The organism is Akkermansia sp. AE01SA01, assembly GCF_036417395.1.
In the GTDB taxonomy this organism is placed as follows: domain Bacteria; phylum Verrucomicrobiota; class Verrucomicrobiia; order Verrucomicrobiales; family Akkermansiaceae; genus Akkermansia.
Genome location: NZ_CP143890.1, coordinates 2,264,145 through 2,283,807, shown reverse-complemented (window position 1 = coordinate 2,283,807; position 19,663 = coordinate 2,264,145). Strand labels below are relative to the sequence as shown.

17 protein-coding genes are annotated in these 19,663 nt (G+C 59.1%); 5 read left to right on the top strand and 12 right to left on the bottom strand.

Going from position 1 to position 19,663, the window contains the following annotated elements:
* The first annotated feature begins 89 nt into the window (after positions 1-89).
* Positions 90-746, top strand: a complete 657-nt coding sequence (locus tag V3C19_RS09175) for a hypothetical protein (RefSeq protein WP_295932911.1) — start codon at positions 90-92, stop codon at positions 744-746.
* 341 nt (positions 747-1,087) lie between these two features.
* On the opposite strand, the gene V3C19_RS09170 is transcribed toward V3C19_RS09175, so the two are convergent.
* The gene (locus V3C19_RS09170) at positions 1,088-3,619 is read right to left on the bottom strand and encodes a hypothetical protein (RefSeq protein WP_295932914.1); all 2,532 of its coding nucleotides are present in this window, start codon (positions 3,617-3,619) and stop codon (positions 1,088-1,090) included.
* A 191-nt stretch (positions 3,620-3,810) separates the two neighbouring features.
* Here V3C19_RS09170 and V3C19_RS09165 point away from each other — a divergent pair, with 191 nt between their 5' ends.
* Positions 3,811-5,541 (top strand): thiamine pyrophosphate-dependent enzyme, encoded by a 1,731-nt coding sequence (locus tag V3C19_RS09165; protein WP_295877180.1) that lies wholly within the window; start codon positions 3,811-3,813, stop codon positions 5,539-5,541.
* A gap of 76 nt (positions 5,542-5,617) precedes the next feature.
* Here V3C19_RS09165 and gatB read toward each other — a convergent pair whose 3' ends face one another.
* From gatB to V3C19_RS09155, 3 genes are all read right to left on the bottom strand, one after another.
* Positions 5,618-7,084 carry an Asp-tRNA(Asn)/Glu-tRNA(Gln) amidotransferase subunit GatB gene (gene gatB, locus V3C19_RS09160; protein ID WP_130084723.1) on the bottom strand — a complete coding sequence of 489 codons (1,467 nt, stop codon included), beginning with the start codon at positions 7,082-7,084 and terminating at the stop codon, positions 5,618-5,620.
* Positions 6,981-7,355 carry a four helix bundle protein gene (locus tag V3C19_RS12860; RefSeq protein ID WP_343230662.1) on the bottom strand — a complete coding sequence of 125 codons (375 nt, stop codon included), beginning with the start codon at positions 7,353-7,355 and terminating at the stop codon, positions 6,981-6,983. The genes gatB and V3C19_RS12860 overlap by 104 nt, the downstream gene beginning before the upstream one ends.
* Before the next feature lie 187 nt (positions 7,356-7,542).
* The gene (locus tag V3C19_RS09155; protein ID WP_295877183.1) at positions 7,543-8,274 is read right to left on the bottom strand and encodes a uracil-DNA glycosylase family protein; all 732 of its coding nucleotides are present in this window, start codon (positions 8,272-8,274) and stop codon (positions 7,543-7,545) included.
* 128 nt (positions 8,275-8,402) lie between these two features.
* Between V3C19_RS09155 and V3C19_RS09150 the strand changes: the two genes are divergently transcribed.
* From V3C19_RS09150 to rfbA, 3 genes are all read left to right on the top strand, one after another.
* Positions 8,403-9,347 carry a 6-phosphofructokinase gene (locus tag V3C19_RS09150; protein WP_238623868.1) on the top strand — a complete coding sequence of 315 codons (945 nt, stop codon included), beginning with the start codon at positions 8,403-8,405 and terminating at the stop codon, positions 9,345-9,347.
* Between the two features lie 129 nt (positions 9,348-9,476).
* On the top strand, positions 9,477-10,529 hold the full coding sequence (gene rfbB / locus V3C19_RS09145; RefSeq protein WP_343203842.1) for a dTDP-glucose 4,6-dehydratase: 1,053 nt from the start codon (positions 9,477-9,479) through the stop codon (positions 10,527-10,529).
* A 9-nt stretch (positions 10,530-10,538) separates the two neighbouring features.
* Complete coding sequence (gene rfbA / locus V3C19_RS09140; protein WP_295877185.1) at positions 10,539-11,402, top strand: glucose-1-phosphate thymidylyltransferase RfbA; 864 nt, start codon at positions 10,539-10,541, stop codon at positions 11,400-11,402.
* Positions 11,403-11,736: 334 nt separating this feature from the next.
* On the opposite strand, the gene V3C19_RS09135 is transcribed toward rfbA, so the two are convergent.
* The 8 genes from V3C19_RS09135 to mce all read right to left on the bottom strand — a co-directional run bounded on the left by V3C19_RS09135 (position 11,737) and on the right by mce (position 19,631).
* A complete protein-coding gene (locus tag V3C19_RS09135; protein ID WP_295877188.1) occupies positions 11,737-12,459 on the bottom strand; it encodes a hypothetical protein in 723 nt (240 codons plus the stop codon).
* An 88-nt stretch (positions 12,460-12,547) separates the two neighbouring features.
* The gene (locus V3C19_RS09130) at positions 12,548-14,035 is read right to left on the bottom strand and encodes a succinate CoA transferase (RefSeq protein WP_067568994.1); all 1,488 of its coding nucleotides are present in this window, start codon (positions 14,033-14,035) and stop codon (positions 12,548-12,550) included.
* A 67-nt stretch (positions 14,036-14,102) separates the two neighbouring features.
* Entirely contained in the window at positions 14,103-14,882 is a 780-nt protein-coding gene (locus tag V3C19_RS09125; protein ID WP_295877191.1) for a biotin--[acetyl-CoA-carboxylase] ligase, read from the bottom strand.
* 36 nt (positions 14,883-14,918) lie between these two features.
* Positions 14,919-16,508 (bottom strand): sodium ion-translocating decarboxylase subunit beta, encoded by a 1,590-nt coding sequence (locus tag V3C19_RS09120; protein WP_343230661.1) that lies wholly within the window; start codon positions 16,506-16,508, stop codon positions 14,919-14,921.
* 154 nt (positions 16,509-16,662) lie between these two features.
* Complete coding sequence (locus tag V3C19_RS09115) at positions 16,663-17,058, bottom strand: acetyl-CoA carboxylase biotin carboxyl carrier protein subunit (protein ID WP_192907218.1); 396 nt, start codon at positions 17,056-17,058, stop codon at positions 16,663-16,665.
* A gap of 82 nt (positions 17,059-17,140) precedes the next feature.
* Positions 17,141-17,587, bottom strand: coding sequence for an OadG family transporter subunit (locus V3C19_RS09110; protein ID WP_130084715.1), 447 nt, complete (start codon positions 17,585-17,587; stop codon positions 17,141-17,143).
* Between the two features lie 21 nt (positions 17,588-17,608).
* Positions 17,609-19,174 carry an acyl-CoA carboxylase subunit beta gene (locus tag V3C19_RS09105; protein WP_130084714.1) on the bottom strand — a complete coding sequence of 522 codons (1,566 nt, stop codon included), beginning with the start codon at positions 19,172-19,174 and terminating at the stop codon, positions 17,609-17,611.
* A 34-nt stretch (positions 19,175-19,208) separates the two neighbouring features.
* Positions 19,209-19,631: a methylmalonyl-CoA epimerase gene (gene mce / locus V3C19_RS09100; protein WP_295877436.1), complete on the bottom strand. Its 423-nt coding sequence runs from the start codon at positions 19,629-19,631 to the stop codon at positions 19,209-19,211.
* Positions 19,632-19,663: the final 32 nt, after the last annotated feature.

Genomic DNA, 19,663 nt, shown 5'->3' with positions numbered 1-19,663 from the left:
GAGAGTTTTTACGGCACAGGCCCCTCCTCCGGGTATATTCTGAATTGCAGACTTGACTTTGAACGTGTTCCAGCGATTCTGATGAACCTATGTGGAACGATCTCTGCCATGGCCTCTCCATTCTTTCCGCCGCTTTTGCGATCGCCTGCCGGTCGTGGGGGTTCTGGATGTCCGTAGGCAGCGTGGCAGGGCTGGCCGCGGTTTACGTGTGGTGGAGGCGGAGGATGGTGCTGTGGGCTTTTTTCCTGGCTCTCCTGTTCCCTTTGGTCGTAGTGGGGATCGTCTGTTACAAGCTGATGGACAGGGACAGTTTTTTGTGCGTGGCGCAGCCGGAGATCAAATCCTTGGCAGGCGTGTATAAAGTGGAATCCACTCCCCGCGAGCGGTGGTTTTCCCGCCCGGTGGAGCTGAACCGTTTTTTCCAGGTCAGTTCATCCACCATCCAGCTCCATGAAGACGGAAGCTGCGAGATTTCCTCCTTTCCCCGCCGGGAATCCTGGGGATGGTGGATATCACAAACGGAGAACAGGGACGATTTGTCCGTGCTGGAGGAGGATCTCGTCTCCACCCACCGGGGCTCCTGGTCCCTGACGCAAAACGGGGGATATTACGCCGTATCCATTTCCTGCCCTCCCGGAAACGGCTATACGCTTTACCTGGGCGGGGAGAATGCGCAATGCCTGGTGATGCCCGTCAATCCCTCCAATCCCATGGAGGCGATAACGTTCGAGAAGGTAGGGCGGTGATAGGCAGCCTGGGAGGAAACGGGAGCGGTTGGGAAGAAACTTGGCACCGTATCCGTTTTTTCCGTTTGATGGCTTTTTACGACGGGATTCGTCCCCTCTTTTTGGGGGCGGGAGAGGCGCCTCACGTTAACAATATTGCCAGTTTAATACTCGGAAGAATGGCGGCTTCCATGCCCGTAAACGGGGCCCGGTTTGGCTCGCTTGCCTTGCGGGCTTCGTCCCGCACAGTCCGGACGACCGGATGAATAGCCGGTTTTCCGGCCTTGACGGTTGATAAGTTTCCGCAGCGCCGCGAATGGAAACGGTTCGTAAGCTGTTCCGCGGCTCCGGAAATCCGGAAGCTATTTGACTTTTCCTCCTTCGTAGACGAGTACCTCGAAGGGTTTCAGCGTGAATGTGAGTTCCTTGTCAATGTCAACGGTTTTTCCGGTGAAGCCGTCTAGGGGGCGCTGATCGTCAAAGGAGTCCTTGAAGGTGATCGCGCCCTTGACGTTTGCGGGAATGTCCAGGATGCAGCGCAGGGTGGCGGTCAGGCTCTTTTCCCGGTCAGAGGAATTGCGGAGGGCCAGCGTAGCCTTGTCCCTGTTCCAGGCGGCCCAGCCGTAGACGGAGCCTTCCTTGCTTTCCTTGTCCCATGGGTTGCCGCCCACCCAGTGCACGTCGTCCAGCACGTCCGCATTGCGGCGTATCCACTGGATGCCTTTGGCAAGTTCGTCCCAGAGCACGCCGTCATTGGCGTTCATCAGGTCGCGGTCCAGATAAAGTTCCTGAAGAGAGGTCCCGCAGGCCACGGCGCAACGGAGTTCCTTTTTTACGTTTTCCGGTTCCTTCGGCATGCAGTTGGGCGGACCGTGCCTGGTGACTATCAGGCCGTGCGTCATTATGGAGTTGATGGGCATCAGGGGAGAACCCTGGACAAATACTTCATGCACCAGGCGGTCGCGGTAGGTGATCCACTTGTCGCGGTTGTCGCCCACGCCGATGGTGCCGAAGTCGTTTTCCTGCCTCCAGACGGAATCCGCATAACGGAACCAGAAGGGGGAGGCCCAGGTGCCTACGGTGCAGTTGATATACAAGTCGCCCTTCTTTTTGCGAAGCGCCTCCACCACGTGGATGATACCTTCCGCATCTTCCTCGCTTCCGGGGCCTTTGGCATGGAAATGGGTGCTGATGCCGTCGAATTTGAAGTATTTCATGTTGTAGTCCTTCACCATCTGGGAGCAGCGGCCCACGAAGGCATCGAAGTATTCCTTGTTGGAAAGCTGGAAGTTGCCGATCTTGTTGTCCGGATGCTTGACGTTCCAGTGGGCGAGGCGCTTGCCTTTGGAGGTTCCATAGCCGCCCACCGGACCCAGCCATGCTCCGATGCCTGCCTTCTGCCTGGCGGTGGCGGCATCAATGCGCTTGAAGCCCTGCGGGAACATTTTGTGGAAGTCCCACAGACTGTTGAATTCGTCCCACCCGTCATCCCATACGAAGGCGTCAATGGACGTGCCGCGTTTCTGGAAAAACTGCTCCTGCCAGTCTTTCAGCACGGCCAGGCATTGCTCTTCCGTCATGCGCCTGGCGGGGTCGGAATCGTTGTTGCGGTTGATGTTCAGTTCATACCAGGAGTTGTAATGGATGAAGGGGCGGTAAGGCATGGCGCGCTCCCGTTCCATGTAGGAGAGGAAGGACCTGCGCTGCTGGCCGGGGGCGAAGAGGCCGATAACGGAGGATACGTTCCAGGTTTCCCTGGGCTGGAGGGTTGTCTTGCGGCTCCAGACGCCCTGCGCCATTCGGGAGTCCGCCGACAGGGCGTCTTCCTTCTCCGCGGTGGTTACGGGCAGGGAGAAAGTGATTTCCCCCTTGCTGGCGATCGGCTCCGTCTTTGTTTCCGCCCAGTAGCGCAACATGTAGCCGCCCCTGGCGGGAACCTTGACCTTGTAGGTATTGTTGGTGCTGGAGTCTCCCGTAGCGCCGGGATGGAAATCGGAATCAAGGACGGCTCCCTGCGCGGACAGGAGCTGCACCCCGGCGAGGTTCAGCTTGTTGTTTCCCCCGTCGCCCCCTGTGTACCGGAACGTAATCGTGAGATTGCCCTTGTCGTCGATGGAGACGGGGCCTTCCGCAGAGGCAAGATTGTCCCCGTACTGTTTTTTTAGTTCCCGGGGGATGTTGAAATTGCCCGTCCAGGAGTTTTTCACCCATTTGTCCGCTTTCCAGTCCGTGCCGCCGTCCCCGGCATTTCCCGCGTTTCCGGCAGTATTGATGCCCATGGGTGTTTCCAGCGCGGCGAATGCTAGGTCATTGACGACGAGCGCTCCCCTGGCATTGCCGGAAATGCGTGGTTCCCCGGCCTTCCCGCCGATGAGGTCATACTGCATGGCCACGATGTTTTTCATCTGAACGGGCTGGGTGCTCACCAGCCGCAGTTCCTGGCGCAGGTAGTGGGAATTGTCCCGCAGTACGGCGCGCCAGGAAATGCGCAGCGTGCCGTTCAGCGCCTGAAAGGTGGCCGTCAGGGCTTTGCCCGGGTAGCGTTCCGCGAGTCTGAACGCCTTGGGATCGGCCGGCAGGTTGGCGATTTTGACGTTGGCCGCCTTCAATTCGGAAGATTTGATGCTCCGTCCGTCTGCCAGGTTGACGATGAACAGTTCTCCTCCCGCCTTGGCGACGGGGCCCAGTTTGGACGTGAGACCGCCAAAGGAAATGCTGCCGTTTTTATCCAGGAATTTGGCTGTCAGGATGCTGTTGGAAAGAGTATAGGCGGAGCCGGACTGTACTGCTCCGGCGGCTCCGGGAGGCGGTCCCGGGAAGACGACAGCCGCCGTGGCTGCGGACAACATGGCCGGTACGGCGGCCAGTATAAGAATTCTGTTGAGGAATTTCATGGAGCAGAATGAATAGAATTGCAGAAAATCATAAAGTTTGACGCTGTTTCTTCAAGGAAAAACGCTCCGGATAGCTGGCCGGCTTCCGGAGCGTTTTTCAATGCTTTCCGGATACGGGAAAAACGGGCCTTTTTGCCGTGGCATGACACGAAAGCATTGATTTTTTGTCCTGCGCCCTGGGTCTAATCTGCATGTACAGGGTAGCTGATCAGATCGTTGAAATTTTGGAAAGGGCAGGCGTCAAGCGGATTTACGGCATTGTAGGGGACAGCCTGAACCCTATCACGGATGCGCTGCGGAAGAAAAAGACCATTGAATGGATCCATGTGCGGCATGAAGAGGCCGCCGCCTTTGCCGCGAGCGCGGAAGCCCAGTTGAGCGGGAACCTGGCCGTCTGCTGCGGCAGCAGCGGCCCCGGCAACCTCCATTTGATCAATGGCCTGTTTGACGCCCACAGGAGCCACGCTCCCGTGCTGGCCATCGCCTCCGACATTCCGCAGAGCCAGATAGGCCTGGAATATTTCCAGGCCACGCATCCGGAACAGCTTTTCAGGGAATGCAGTTCTTATGCGGAACTGATTTCCGAAGGGTCCCAGGCTCCCCGCATCCTGATGTCCGCCATCCAGCATGCGTGGGCCAGGCGCGACGTGGGCGTTGTCGTCCTGCCCGGAGACATCGCGGACGCCCCTGCGGAAATGGAGGACCTGGTGCATCTCCCCTCTTATACCCGTGAGCACGTCGTTCCGGAACACGAGTCTCTTTCCCTTCTGGCGCGGATGTTTGACGAGCACCACCGCATCACCTTTTTCTGCGGCGCCGGATGCGCCGGGGCGCAGGACAAGGTTGTCCGGCTCGCCCACCGCTTGAAGGCCCCGATCGCCTATACGTGGCGCGGGAAGGATTATTTTGAGCATGACAATCCCCTGGGCATCGGGATGACGGGGCTCCTCGGCTGGGGAGACGCCTACAAGGCCATGCACGAAAGCGACATGATCGTGCTGTGGGGGACGGATTTTCCCTATTTCAATTTTATTCCCACCAAGCCGAAGATCGTGCAGATCGACAGGCGCGGGGAAGTGCTGGGACGCCGCTCCCGCCTGGACCTGGGCATTTGCGGGGACGTATCCGTTACGGCGGAAGCGTTGCTGAACATGGTTCAGGAGAAAACGGATTCCGAGCATCTGGAGGCCTCCCTGAAGCGCCACGCCAAGGACGTAAAGGACATGAACGCGTACATGGAAGGCAACGACAAGGAGTCTCCCATCCGTCCGGAGCAGCTCACCACCGCCCTGAACAAGTATGCCGCTTCCGACGCCGTGTTTACGGTGGATACGGGCACCCCGTGCATCTGGAGCGCCCGCTTCCTTTGCGCGACGATGGGCCGGAGCATGATTGCCTCCTTCAACCACGGTTCCATGGCCAACGCCATGCCGATGGCCATGGGCGCGCAGAAGGAATATCCGGACCGCCAGGTGATTGCCCTCTGCGGGGACGGCGGCCTGTCCATGCTGCTGGGGGATCTCATCACGATCGCACAGTACAAGCTGCCGGTCAAAATCGTGGTGTATAACAATGGCTGCCTGGATTTCATCCAGCTGGAAATGCAGGCCGCGGGCCTGATTCCGTGGCAGATCGACCTGGACAACCCGTCTTTTTCCGCCGTGGCGGACGCCGTGGGCATCAAGGGGTTCCTGTTGGACAAGTCCAGCCAGGTGGACCAGATGGTGCAGACGTTCCTGAATTATCCGGGACCGGCCCTGCTGGACGCCCATGTGGACCGGGATGCCCTGGCCCTGCCGCCCTATATCAGCGTGGGACAGGCCGCGGATTTCTCTCTTTCCATGATGAAGCAGACCTTCACCGGAGAGATCAAGCAGGTCTGGAATACGCTGGCGGGCAACAGGAAGCTGTTCAAGCCGTGATGTGCTGCGGACAATGGGCAGATGCCGGAGATTAAAGATGAAGTTGTCTTTTCTGTCTTTAATCCTTTGTCTTGGATCACTCCATTGAAAGGGCTTTTTTCAGCGCTTCCGTCACCATTTTCGGGTTGGCCTTGCCTCTGGCGGCTTTCATGACCTGGCCGGTGAGCCAGTTGAGGAGCTTGTCGTTGCCGCCCAGGATTTCCTGAACCTTGTCCGGGTTGGCGGCGATGACTTCCGCCACGATGCCGTCCAGGAAGGAGGAGTCCGCCTTTTCAAAGCCGAGCAGTTTGGCGGCTTCCGCCGCGGAGAGGTCCGGCACCTCCCACATTTTGTTGAAGACTTCCCGGGCCTGGTTGTTGGAGACCGTGCCGTCGTCAATGATGGCGATCAGCCCGCGGATGGCTTCCGGCTTTACCGGACATTCGGACGGGCGCATGCCTTTTTCGTTCAGGACGGAGGAAATGTTGTTGATTACCCAGTTGGCCACTTTCTTGCCGCTGGCGGCTCCCTGTGCGGCTTCTTCAAAGAAGCGGGCCAGCTCCAGGTCTCCTACCAGCACGTTGGCGTCGTATTCGCTCAGGCCGTATTCTTCCATGAAGCGTTTCTGCCGCTCCTGCGGGAGTTCCGGAATCATGCCGCGCACCTTGTCCAGAAGCGGGGCCGTGCGCACGGGCACCAGGTCAGGGCAGGGGAAGTAGCGGTAGTCGTGCGCGTCTTCCTTCGTGCGCATCACGGAGCTTTCCCCCCGTTCGTCGTCCCAGCGGCGCGTGGACTGCACCTGGGGAATGCCCATGTCCAGTTCTTCCGCCTGGCGCCGGATTTCGTAATGCAGGGCGCGGCGCACCGCGGACATGGAGTTGAGGTTTTTCATTTCCACCTTGGCGCCCAGCTCTTTCTGGCCTTTTGGCCGCAGGGAGATGTTCACGTCGCAACGCATCTGGCCCTTTTCCATGTCGGCGTCGGAAATGTCGCCGTAGTTCAGGATTTGCTGAAGGGATTTGAGGTAGGCGTAGGCTTCTTCCGGAGTGTCGATGTCCGGGTCGGAGACGATTTCCATCAGCGCGGATCCGGCGCGGTTGTAGTCGATCAGGGAATAGGTGGCGTGGTGGGTGATTTTGGCGGCATCTTCCTCCAGATGGATGCGTGTGAGCTTGACCGTACGGAACGGGGGCACTCCGGCCTTGATCACGTCGTTGGGGTAGGACCACGGGTACAGAGGCACTTCGCCGCCCAGGCACAGGGGCAGGTCAAGCTGGGAGGTCTGGTAGTTCTTCGCCATGTCCGGGTAGAAATAGTTTTTGCGGTCCCACTGGGATATTTCCGGGCTGGAGCAGCCCAGCATCAGCCCGGTCAGCAGGGTGCGTTCAATTGCGAATTCGTTCAGGACGGGCAGGGCGCCGGGCAATCCCAGGCAGGTGGGGCAGACGCGCGTATTGGGTTCAAAGCCAAAGCCGGTCTCGCAGGAGCAGAACATTTTGCTCTTTGTCTTGATCTGGCAGTGGACTTCCAGGCCAATGGTCACGATGTAATCTGAAATTGCCATAAAATTCGGAACGCTTGAATACCGCGGAAACTGTACGGGAGCCTCTTTCCCCTGTCCAGTAAAAAGGCCTGCGGCGGCAGGGTGGAGAGTTCTTCTTGATTTGGGGCGATTTTTTGTTGGACGTGAAGAGGCTTTTGAGTGCTTCTCCGTCCCGGTAGATACCGGCGTGCATTTCTTCCGTTACGAAGAACGTGTCCTTGAGCGAGTCCAGCCAGTAAAGGGTTTCTGAACATTCCTTCAGAGCAATATGGATTTTGGAAATGAAATCCATATTGCTGATGGCGCATTCAGCTTCCATCAGATTGGCCCAATGCCGGTGCCGTTCTTCAACAGTTGTTTGGAAAGTACGAATTCCTTCCTATCATTGCACAAAAACTGCTACAGAGAGACAATGCACCCCGCAAATTTCCGGCTTTTTATTCTGGCGATTCCTTCCGTGTCACTCACCTCCCCACTCTTCACAAAATGCCCAGTTCTTTGAGCTGCTGGATGGGGCGTTCCGGCCATAGCTTGTTGGCGATGGGGCTGGCGGGGCTCGGATGGAGCAGGGTGCCGATGGTGAACGACTTGTCCGGCAGGAGCGCGGCGGCAGCCCGGAGTTTTTGCGTGGCGTACGCCCCCACGCCCACGAGGGTATGCGGATTCAGGATGGTGATGAGGGCTACCAGATGCCGCATGCACACGGCGTCCACGGCGGCGCGTTGTTCCGCGGGCAGCTTGTCCGGAGTGATGTTGGCGCCTGTGGCGCTCATCCAGACCAGGGGGCAGTAGTTGGCCACGTAGTTGTGGCGGAAGAAGTTTTCCGCCGTGCCGAAGGTTTCCGCAAACAGCCCCCACAAGCGGCGGCCGCTCACTTCCGAACGCGGGCAGTCAAACCCCTCCACGGGGCGTTTGGGGTGGGTGTGTTCCGGCCTGCCCACTTCTTCGCGGATGTGCATCCAGTTGACGACGGCGTCCACTTCTCCGAAGGGTACGCCCGTCTGGGTCATGCCGAAGGGGCCGGGATTCATGCCCAGGAAAAGGTGCCTTTTTTCACCGTTTCCGTATTTCAGCACGTATTGTTCGTGCGGTACCCATGCGTAGGAAAGCGGGTTGTAGGTGAAGTGTACGGGATCTCCGAACCGGAGCCGGGCTGTTCCGTCCCGGAGGTCGGCCGTGGCGTTCAGAATGGCGGATGCGGTGGCGTTCATGCCTTCTTATCATGGAGCCTTTTCGTTTATTGCGCCAGCAAAAACTCCGCGCTTGCATTATTTGTCCGGCACGGTAAGATTTCCCCCCGGACAAGTTAACCTTATTACTTATGAGTGGAATAGCCATTATGACATCGGGCGGTGACGCCGCCGGTATGAATCCGGCGATCAAGTCTGCCGTGGATCATGCCCGCCAGCTTGGAATGAATCCCTTCGTTGTCTATGACGGTCTGGAAGGGCTGATCGATGGAAAAATCAAAGAGGCTACCCGGGAACTGACCAGCGACATGATTTACCGGGGCGGAACTCTCCTCCGCTCCTCCCGCTCCAAGCGCTTTTTCGACTACGAATTCCGCAAGCAGGCCTACGAACATCTGAAGGAACGCAACATCAACAAGCTGATCATTATGGGCGGCGACGGCTCCTTCCGCGCCCTGAATGACTTTTTCAACGATTTTGAAGTGCCCTTCGCCGGCATTCCGGCCACGATCGACAATGACATTGCCGGTACGGACTACTGCCTGGGTGTGGATACGGCCCAGAACGTCATTCTGGACTGCATCGATTCCGTGCGCGATACCGCCCGCTCCCATCACCGTGCGTTCGTGATTGAGACCATGGGCCGCGACTGCGGCTACCTGGCGATGACCACCGCCCTGTGCAGTGCGGCGGATATTTGCATCGTTCCCGAAATTCCCTACGATCTGGAGTCCATTTACAAGCGCCTCCAGCCCGCCATCAACGAGGAAGGAAGCTGCATCATCGCCGTGGTGGCGGAAGGCACCCGCGTGGCCCAGTACCTCACCCGCTGGTTGACGGAACGCGCCGGCATGGATACCCGCCTGACCGTTCTGGGCCATGTACAGCGCGGCGGCTCTCCCTCCGCCCGCGACCGCCTGATGGGCACCCGCTTTGCCACGCGCGCCGTGGAAGCCCTGCACAAGGGGGACATCAACCAGATCATGGTGTACCACGACGGACAGTACGGCTATGCCTCCCTGGACGCCGTGGCCGGCCAGCAGTATTCCGTCAATCCGGACATCATCAACCTTTGCCGCGAATTGAGCTGCTGATTCGTTCCGCGGCCGGACGCATCTTTTTTCCGCCCATGCGCTTCTTTCTGGAAGCATGGGCGGATTTGTTTTGAAAAGCCGCATCCGTCCTAGTATCATAAAAGCGGAAATTTTCCTGAAAACAGTATGATGAGAGTTATCGTTACGGGCGGAGCCGGATTCATCGGCTCCAATCTGGTCAGGCTGCTGCTGGAGCGCGGCTGTGAAGTCCTGAACATTGACGCCCTGACTTATGCGGGCAACATTCATTCCCTGGATGACGTGGCGGACCTGCCCGCGTACCGTTTTCTGCATGCGGACGTGCGGGATGCCGAGCTGATGCGGCGCACCATGAAGGAGTATTCCCCGGACTGGGTGATGCACCTGGCGGCGGAATCCCATGTGGACCGCTCCATTGACGATCCGGGCGATTTCATTACCACGAACGTGATGGGGACTTTTTCCATGCTTCAGTCCGCCCTGGATTGCTACCGCTCTCTGGAGGGGGAAAGGAAGCAGCGTTTCCGTTTCCATTACATTTCCACCGACGAAGTGTACGGTACTTTGGGCCGGGACGGCCTGTTTACGGAAGCCACGCCGTACAGCCCCCATTCCCCGTATTCCGCCAGCAAGGCGGCCAGCGACCATCTGGTGCGTGCCTGGCACGATACGTACGGCCTGCCCGTACTGGTCACGAATTGCTCCAATAATTACGGCCCCTACCAGTTTCCCGAGAAGCTGATTCCCGTGGTGATCCTGAAGGCCCTGGCCGGGGAGCCCATCCCCGTGTACGGCAAGGGGGAGAACGTGCGGGACTGGCTGTATGTGCTGGACCATTGTGAAGCGCTGTTCACCGTCGTTTCTTCCGGGAAACCCGGGGAAACGTACAATATAGGCGGCAATAACGAAAAAACGAATCTGGAACTGGTGGAGCTGCTGTGCTCCCATCTGGATGAACTGCGGCCGCGCGCGGACGGCGGAAGCTACCGGGACCAGATTACTTTTGTCCGGGACAGGCCGGGGCATGACCTGCGCTACGCGATCGACGCTTCCAAGATACGCCGGGAGCTGGGCTGGGAGCCCAAGCAGGACCATTCCTCCGGATTCAGGAAGACCATCGAATGGTATTTGACCCATGAAGAGTGGTGGCGGCGCATCCTTTCCGGGGACTACCGTTTGGAACGTTTGGGAATTAATGGATAGGAGATTGATATGAAAGGTATTGTTCTGGCTGGAGGAAGCGGTACCCGCCTGCATCCCGTGACGCTTTCCGTCAGCAAGCAGCTGCTGCCCATTTACGATAAGCCGATGGTGTATTATCCCATTTCCGTGCTGATGCTGGCCGGAATACGGGAGATTCTCCTCATTTCCTCTCCGGAGGCCCTGCCGCTGTACCGCGAGCTGCTGGGTGACGGAAGCAGGTTCGGCGTGACTTTCGATTTCAAGGTCCAGCCCAAACCGGAAGGGCTGGCCCAGGCATTTATCATTGGGAAGGAGTTTATCGGGGAAGATACGGTGGCCTTGGTGCTGGGGGACAATATTTTTTACGGCCGCGGCCTGACGGAGAAGTTGAGAAGGGCCGCCGCCCTGGAAAACGGGGCGACCGTTTTCGGCTACCAGGTGCATGATCCGCAGCGTTTCGGCGTGGTGGAGTTTGACGAGGAGGGAAAGGCGGTCTCCATTGAGGAAAAGCCCGCTAATCCCAAGTCTGACATGGCCGTGACGGGGCTATATTTTTACGACAACCAGGTGGTGGACATCGCCGGGCAGATTCCCAAATCCGCCCGCGGGGAACTGGAAATTACATCCGTGAACCAGGAATACCTGAAGCAGGGGCTGCTGCGCGTGGAAAAACTGGCCCGCGGCTATACCTGGCTGGATACCGGGACGCACGATACGCTGCTGGAGGCGTCCATGTTCGTCCGTACGCTGGAGCACCACCAAGGGTTCAAGGTGGCGTGCCTGGAAGAAATCGCCTTTAACAACGGATGGATTTCCTCAGAAATTCTGCAGAAGCAGGCGGAAGCCATGCGCAACAACAGCTACGGCCAGTATCTGCTGGATTTGCTTCCTTGAGAGAAGAAGGGGATTTCCTTCCTTCTTCCGCGAATTCCATGCTCCGGCCAGAGAGAGGCCGGGGGAGGGATGCTACCTCCTTTGGAGATTCCCGCCGTTAGGGAAAGTGGATAGTCTTATGGCGGCCCGGTCTGTGTTGCTTCCCCCGGAATTCCAGGGAGCATTTTTACCCTGCCTGGTATCTGCGGCAGCCTGTTCCAGTGTGGAGGGTGCGCAACCCGTCAAAGGAATCCGGAATGGGAATGGATGTCGTGATGCCGGCGGCTGCGACAGCGTGGAAAGTACATGCCTGGAACATTTTTCCCGGCCTCTTTTAAAGGCTGTTCCGGCTGATTCACTTTTTTTCTTCAGGAAAGCGGGGATCGTTTTTTTCAGGCATGGAGACGATCAGGGGAACGCAGCGGTATAATGTCCACGCCAGAAGGACGGAGAAGAAGCACAGGGCCAGTTCCAGTGCGCAGGAGAGCGCCATGAGTATTCCTGGCAGGAACTGCGGCGCCTTGGCCACCTGGTTCATCCAGAGTGACATGAGAAGAACGATCACGGCGCCTTGCAAGGCATAGCATGCCGCGAGAATGGCCCAGGCCAGGAAACGCTTCCTCCAGGCGGCCGGATAGCCTTTTATGTACGGCAGGGAAAAAAAGGCGGTGGCGGCAGCCAGCAGGAATGTTGTTTCCAGAACCGTGTCTGCCGCCGTAAGCCTGACGACGGCAGGACTGGAGGACAGAAGAAGTAGGGCCGCATACAGGGCGGGGAAAACCATCAGGAAACTCAGTGTGCGGGTGACATAGTTGCCGCGCGATGCCAGCAGGGCGCGGGCGCCCCACGCGACAAGCACGGACAGGGAAATGATGGTGGCAATTTCCACCAGGAGCGCTGCGGGAACGCTCCATGCCGCGCTGCCCGGGAGATGAAAGAGTACGGGCATCAGCAGATGGTGCAGGACGGTCAGGACGATTCCAGCGCAGAACGCAAGCGCGCAGATGCGGACGGCCTGCCTGACGCCCGGATAAATCATCCAGTCTTCGGGGCGGGGGGAAGGGGAGTCGTTCGGCATGGCAGCGGCGGAGTCATGAAAAAGGGCCGCTTCCGGTGAGGAAGCGGCCCTGCGAGTTTAACGCGGAGACGCGAATGGTCAATGCGGATCAGGCGGAAAAGTCGGCGTTTCTCATGTCGCCGGTTTCCTGGAACTTGGTGTGCATTTCAAAGGCCTTGGCCAGGCAGTGGGGCGTATGGCCCTGGGGCGTGAGCGCGATGTACTGGCGCAGTTTTTCCTGATAGTCCGGATGGACGCACTTGGTGATGATTTCCTCCGCGCGGTCGCGGGGGCATTTGCCGCGCAGGTCGGCCACACCGTATTCCGTGACGATGATGTCCACGTCGTGTTCCGTGTGGTCGTGGTGGGAAACCATCGGCACGATGGAGGAGATGGCTCCGCCCTTGGCCGTGGAGGGGCAGGTGAAGATGGTGAGGTAGCCGTTGCGGGCAAAGTCCCCGGAACCGCCGATGCCGTTCATCATCTGCTTGCCGAAGAAGTGCGTGGAGTTCACCTGGCCGAAGAGGTCCACTTCAATGGCCGTGTTGATGCAGATGAGGCCCAGGCGGCGCACGATTTCAGCGTTGTTGGAGATTTCCTGCGGGCGCAGAATCACCTTGGATTTGTAGAAGTCCAGATCCTTGTACATTTCCGCCAGCATGGCGTCGGAGACGGTCAGGGAGCAGCCGCCAGCGAAGGTGCAGCGTCCTTCCTTCATCAGCGTGATGACGGAGTCCTGAATTACTTCCGTGTACATCTGGAAGTTCGGAATTTTCTTGTTGCGGCCCAGGGCGCCCAGGACGGCGTTGGCAATGTTGCCTACGCCGGACTGGATAGGCAGGAAGGAGGCGGGAATACGCCCGGCTTCCAGTTCTTCTTCCAGGAATTTGGCGACGTTTTCACCGATTTTGTCCGTGATGGGGTCTCCGGGCTTGAAGGCGCCGATGCCGTCCGGTTCATTGGTGCGGACGATGCCGACGACCTTGGAGGGGTCGATTTTCCAGGTCAGGGAACCGACGCGTTCGGAAGGTTTGGTGAGGGGGATGGGCTGGCGGTTGGGCGGATCCAGCGGCATCATCAGGTCGTGCATGCCCTTGAGTTCCTTCGGATGGTAGGCGTTCACCTCCACGATGATGCGTTCCGCGAGCTCGCAGTAGGTGGGGGTGTTGCCCGCGCCGGTGGTTAGCGTGATTTCCCCTTCCGGAGTGATGTCCGCCACTTCAATGATGGCGGTTTTTACGGCGGGGATATGGCCGTAGCGCATGTACATGGCCGTGTGGGACAGGTGCATGTCGTTGTAGCGGGTGCGGCCGCTGTTGATGTTTTTGCGCAGGGCCGGGGAGGACTGGTAGGGCGTGCGGCAGTCCACGGCGTCCGCTTCCGCCAGGGCGCCGTCCGCGGAGGCGCTGGTGGAGGCTCCCGTAAAGATGTTTACCTTGAATGGACGGCCCGCTTCATGTTCCGCGGTTGCCCTGGCGGCGATGGCGCGGGGAACCGCCTTGGGTACTCCGGCGGCGGTGAAGCCGCTGAAGCCGATATTTTCACCATGTTCAATGAGAGCTGCTGCTTCTTCTGGTGTCAATTCCTTGTAACTCATGTCAGTTGATTTTTGTTGAATGAAAATGAAAGAATCCTCCGTATTTATGGAAAAGGGAGGGATAGGCTCATTCTTCCTTGAGCCTGTTGACCAGGTGTGCCGGAATGGTTCTGGCGCGGCCGGCTGGAAGGGATAACACAGGATTGCCCTGATCGTCAATCCCTGTAAATATTCCCTGGACGGTTTCGTCATCCGTGAAGACGGTCACGGGCCGGGGTTCCGCCCAAGCTAAGGCCAGAGAATCCCGCAGGGCGGAGATGCCTCCGCGTGAAAATGCGGTGAAAACCCGGTCCAGATGGGAGGCCAGAGCGGCCATGACATCGTGTACAGACGGGCAGTCCGGCAGCAGGTCTGAGAGACGGGCGGGCGGGTCCTGCACCATGCCGGCAATTCCGGTCACGTCATTGAAGACGTTGACGCCGATGCCGATGACCGCCATATGGTCCGAGGGACGTTCCACCAGGATGCCCGCCAGCTTGGAGCGGCCCACCAGCAAATCGTTCGGCCAGCGCAGGCGGGCGTTCCGTATGCCCATGTCCCGCAGCATGTCCAGCAGCGCAACCCCTGCGACGAGGGGCAGATGCCCCCAGCAGATTTCCGAGGAAGCTTCATGCGGCGTGTCCAGGGGAACGGTGAAGGAGGCCCACAGGCCGCCTTTCTCCCCTATCCATTGGCGGTTGAATCTGCCCCGGCCTCCGGTCTGCACCCGGCAGACGGCGATATGCCGCGGGGGGAGCGTGCGGGCCAGGTCGTTGGTGGAAAAAGCCTCGGCCCATTCATGATAGGTCCAGTCGCCGCATGGTCCTTCCTCCTCTGCAGGAGTGGGGCATGGGGGTGTGGAGTTCATGGGATGGGCCGAGGCCTGGGATGATGTTTATTCAGGTTATCTCGCCAGTGTGGCGATGTAGTAGCCCGCGATGACGGCGGTGCCGATGACGCCCGCAACGTTCGGTCCCATGGCGTGCATGAGAAGGTAGTTGGAGGGATCGTATTTCTGGCCCACGTTGTGGGAGACGCGCGCCGCCATGGGAACAGCGGAGACGCCCGCGGAACCGATCAGGGGATTGACCGGGTTCTTGCGCCAGATGAGGTTCATCAGCTTGGCGGCAATGACGCCGCCGGCAGTCGCTACGCCGAAGGCTACGATGCCCAGAAGAATGATCAGCAGCGTTTCCGGCTGCAGGAAGCGGTCTCCCTGCATCGTCAGGCCCACGGAGGTGCCCAGGAAGATGGTGACGATGTTGATGATTTCATTCTGGGAGGCCTGCACCAGGCGTTCCGTAACCTTGCATTCGCGCATGAAGTTGCCCAGCATCAGCATGCCGATGAGCGGAGCGGCGTCCGGAATCAGCAGAATGGTGACGATGGTAACCAGCACGGCGAAGAAGAGTTTTTCTCCCTTACTGACCTGGCGCAACGATTTCATGCGGATGACGCGTTCCTTCTTGGTGGTCAGCAGCGCCATGATGGGCGGCTGTATCAGCGGGACCAGGGCCATGTACGTGTACGCGGCCACGGCTACGGCGCCGAGGAGGTGCGGGGCCAGCTTCATGGTCAGGAAGATGGAGGTGGGGCCGTCCGCACCGCCGATGATGCCGATGGAAGCGGCTTCTTCCGGAGTGAAGCGCATGAACAGGGCCATGAAGAAGGTGGCCGCCACGCCGACCTGGGCCGCGGCACCCAGAAGAAGGGTGCGCGGAGCGGCAAGCAGCGGGCCGAAGTCCGTCAGGGCGCCCACACCCAGGAATATGATGGGCGGGAAGATTTCCGCCTTGATGCCCAGGCCGATCCAGTCATACAGGCCGCCGTGGATGGAGGTGATCATGAATTCCCGGGTTTGCTGGCCTACGGCCACGTATTTGCCCGCGGCGGAGACCACCAGGGGTTCCAGCCTGTCGGTTTTCAGGTCCACCGGAATCCGGTTGCCGCTGGTGTCAAAGTAGTCCGTTCCCTGCTGGCGGACGACAATGGTGCCGGCTTCCCGCGTGAGCAGGAAAACGGGATTATTGACGTTGTCATCGCTGACATTGGAGAATTCCTTCAGGTTGGGATCAACCACCAGGCTGTCGTCACCCAGCGCCGCAGCATCCGCCTTGGCCCTTTCCTGGGATTCGCGCACGGATTTGATCTGGGAGACGGTCAGCTGCTTGCCAGGATAAACCTGCATGGGCTGGTGCATACGTTCCAGATATTGGGCGCGAGCTTCAGGCGTGGTGAGGTTGTCCGGCACCTTGATGGGCGCCTCCTGGAGCGGAGCTACATGAACGCGCAGATACCCCACGTTGTTCAGGGATGTAGCCGTAACCTGTCCCTTTTCATTGGAGGAGATGACCTGCTGGTTCATCTGGGAGATGAGCATTCCGTTGTCCGGAATGTTGGCGATGAGGGCGCCGAAGGCAATCGGAACCATCAGGAGCGGTTCGTATTGCTTGGCCACACCCAGATACAGGAGCAGAATGGCGATCCCCCACATCCCTACCATTTGCCATGATAGGGAGAAGATGCCCATCCCCTGTAAAAAGGTGATTAATGAATCTAAAAGACCCATATGGAATATTCGTTATAACGGGTTGTAGTCTGAATCAGGTTCCAGAACCACTGGTGGTTCCGGACGATTGCGGCCGGATTTAACCGATTTTGGCCAGGGGCTGCCCTTCCTGCACCGTGTCGCCTGCGCTTACGCAGAAGGCGGTAATCGTGCCGGCGGAGGGAGCGTAGATGATGGTGTTCATCTTCATGGCTTCCAGAGTCATGATCTGGTCGCCGGCCTTGACGGCGGTACCGGGGGCTACATCCAGGGAGACGACCTTGCCGGCAAGCGGGCTGGGAATGTCTCCGGCGCCGGCGGCGGCAGGAGCGGGTGCGGGGGCCGGAGCAGGGGCCGCAACGGGAGCGGAAGCTGCGGGGACCGGGGCGGGAGCTGCTGCGGGAACGGGAGCCGCCGTCGTGGAGGAGACCTGGTCCAGGAGTTCTACGGATACGTCAAATACCTTGCCGTCAACGGTGATGCGGAGTTTCTTCATAATAATGTATTGGTATGGAATGTTAAGTTAGATGCTGCCCGCCTGCAGGCGGGACTGTAGTATAAGGTGAATAATGGATTGATCACCGGGAGGGCCGGATGCGGTGGGAGGCGAAGATTTCCGCCCTGCCCGCGGCCGCATAGCCGGAACCCGGGGATTGCTTGATTTCCACGATGCGGTGGCTCATGCCGTCCAGGCCCGCATCCACGGCTGCGGAGATGACGGCCACCATTTCCGGCGTGAGCTCCGTCATGGCGGAGTCCACGGCTGCGGAGAGGAGGGCGAGCATTTCCGGAGTCATGCCCTGCTTGCCTGCGGCCGCGGTAGCGGCGGCAGGCACGGCGGCGGGGATAGCGGCCTTGGCTTTAGCCCTGTTCTGAATGGCGGCGGCTATGGAACCGCTGACAGTCAGGATGACGGCCAGGCCACCCAGGCACAGCATGACTACCATGATGCCTACAATCTGGTAGTTCAGATTGTTCATGACGTTGGCCATGCCCTGTGCGAAGGCGAGTGTTGTAAGTAGCATATGAATCCGTGAAGATGGATGTTAAAGCGGCATGTTGCCGTGCTTCTTGGCAGGGCGCACTTCCTTCTTGTTCAGCAGGGTGCGCAGGGCGAAGGCGATCTTGGCGCGGGTTTCTTCCGGATTGATGACTTCCGTGATCTGGCCCATGCCGGCGGCTACGTAGGGATTGTAGAAGGCTTCGCGGTATTCTTCCAGAAGCTCTCCCTGGCGCTTGGCCTTTTCCGCAGGGTCTTCCACGGCCTTGAGCTCGCGGCCGTAAAGCACCGGAACGGCGCCTTCCGCACCCATCACGGCGATTTCCGCGCCGGGCCAAGCGAAGACGGCGTCAGCGCCGAGGTCCTTGCAGCACATGGCGATGTACGCGCCGCCGTAGGCCTTGCGCATGATCAGGGTGACCTTGGGCACCGTGGACTGGGAATAGGCGAAGATAAGCTTGGCACCGTGGCGGATGATGCCGCCGCGTTCCTGGTTTTTGCCGGGCAGGAAGCCGGGCACGTCCACCAGGTTGACCAGGGGGGTGTTGAACGCGTTGCAGAAACGGATGAAGCGGGCGGCCTTGTCGGAGGAGTCGATGTCCAGGCACCCGGCTTTCACGTTGGGCTGGTTGGCGATGATGCCTACCACCACGCCGCAGATGCGGCCGAAGCCGACGACGATGTTTTTGGCGAAGTCCTTCTGCACTTCCAGGAAGTCTCCGTTGTCCACCAGGCGGCTGATGATGGGCTGCACGTCCAGGGGCGTGCGGTTGTCGCTGGGGATCAGGTCGTTCATGCCGCCGTCCATGCTCAGGTCCAGCGGGGTGTCCAGCTTGTGGGGAGGTTCTTCCGTGTTGTTGGCGGGCAGGAAGGACAGGAGGCGCTTCAGGATGTCCAGCGCGTGGGCGTCGCTGTCCGCGACGAAGTGGACGTTCCCGGAAACGGAAGCGTGGATGGCCGCGGAACCGATGTCGTCCATCGTGCACTTTTCATACGTCACCTGTTCGATTACCTTGGGTCCGGTGATGTACATGCCGGCGTTGCCGGAGTTGCGCATGATAATGAAGTCCGTCAGGGCCGGGGAGTAGGCCGCGCCGCCCGCGCAGGGTCCCAGGATCATGGATATCTGCGGAACCACGCCGGAGGCCAGCACGTTGTTGTAGAATACCTGCGCGTAGCCGGACAGGGCCGCCACGCCTTCCTGCAGGCGCGCGCCGCCGGAGTCGTTCACCGTCACCATCGGGATGCCGGCTTTCAGGGAGTATTTCTGCGCGTCTGCGATTTTCATGGCGTGCATGTAACCGAGGGAACCGCCCTGTGCAAGGAAGTCGGAAGCGGCGCAGGCGACGGGGCGCCCGTTCACCAGGCCGAAGCCGGAAACGACACCGTCGCCGGGGATTTCCTTCTTTTCCATGCCGAAGTTGTGGCAGTTGTGGCGCACGTGCATGCCTATTTCAGAGAAGGTGCCTTCTTCAAAAAGGTACCCCATGCGGTCGCGGGCGGTCATTTCGCCCTTTTCGTGCCTCTTGTCGATCTTTTCCTGGCCGCCGCTGAGGATTACCTTCTTGCGGCGGCTGTTCAGATCGTCAATCAATTTGGGATCAATAGCCATTTGTATAGTGATGTAGTATATTCAGGAAATATGTTTAGTGTTCGCATCCGCAGCCGCCGGGATGCTGGCAGAATTCAGTGAGCACGCCGAAGGTGCACTTGGGATGCAGGAAAGTGACCTGGGTATTGTGGGCGCCGGGCACGGGCGGATCATTCAGCACGATCAGGCCGGCATCCTTGGCCTGGGAGATGTTCCCGGAGATGTCGTTGGTCTTGAAAGCGATGTGGTGGATGCCTTCGCCCTTTTTCTCAATGGCCTTGGCAATGGCGCTTTCCGGAGAGGTGGGTTCAAGCAGTTCAATGTGGACTCCGGCAACGTCGAACATGGCGACGCGCACCTTTTGTGTGGGAACTTCCTCGATGTGGGGTTCTCCGAGGCCAAGTGCGTCACGATAATAGGGAACGGTAGCGTCAAGACTCTTGACGGCAATGCCGATATGGTCAATTTGCTGAATCATATGCGTATGGTGGTTATGAATGCAGGCATCAG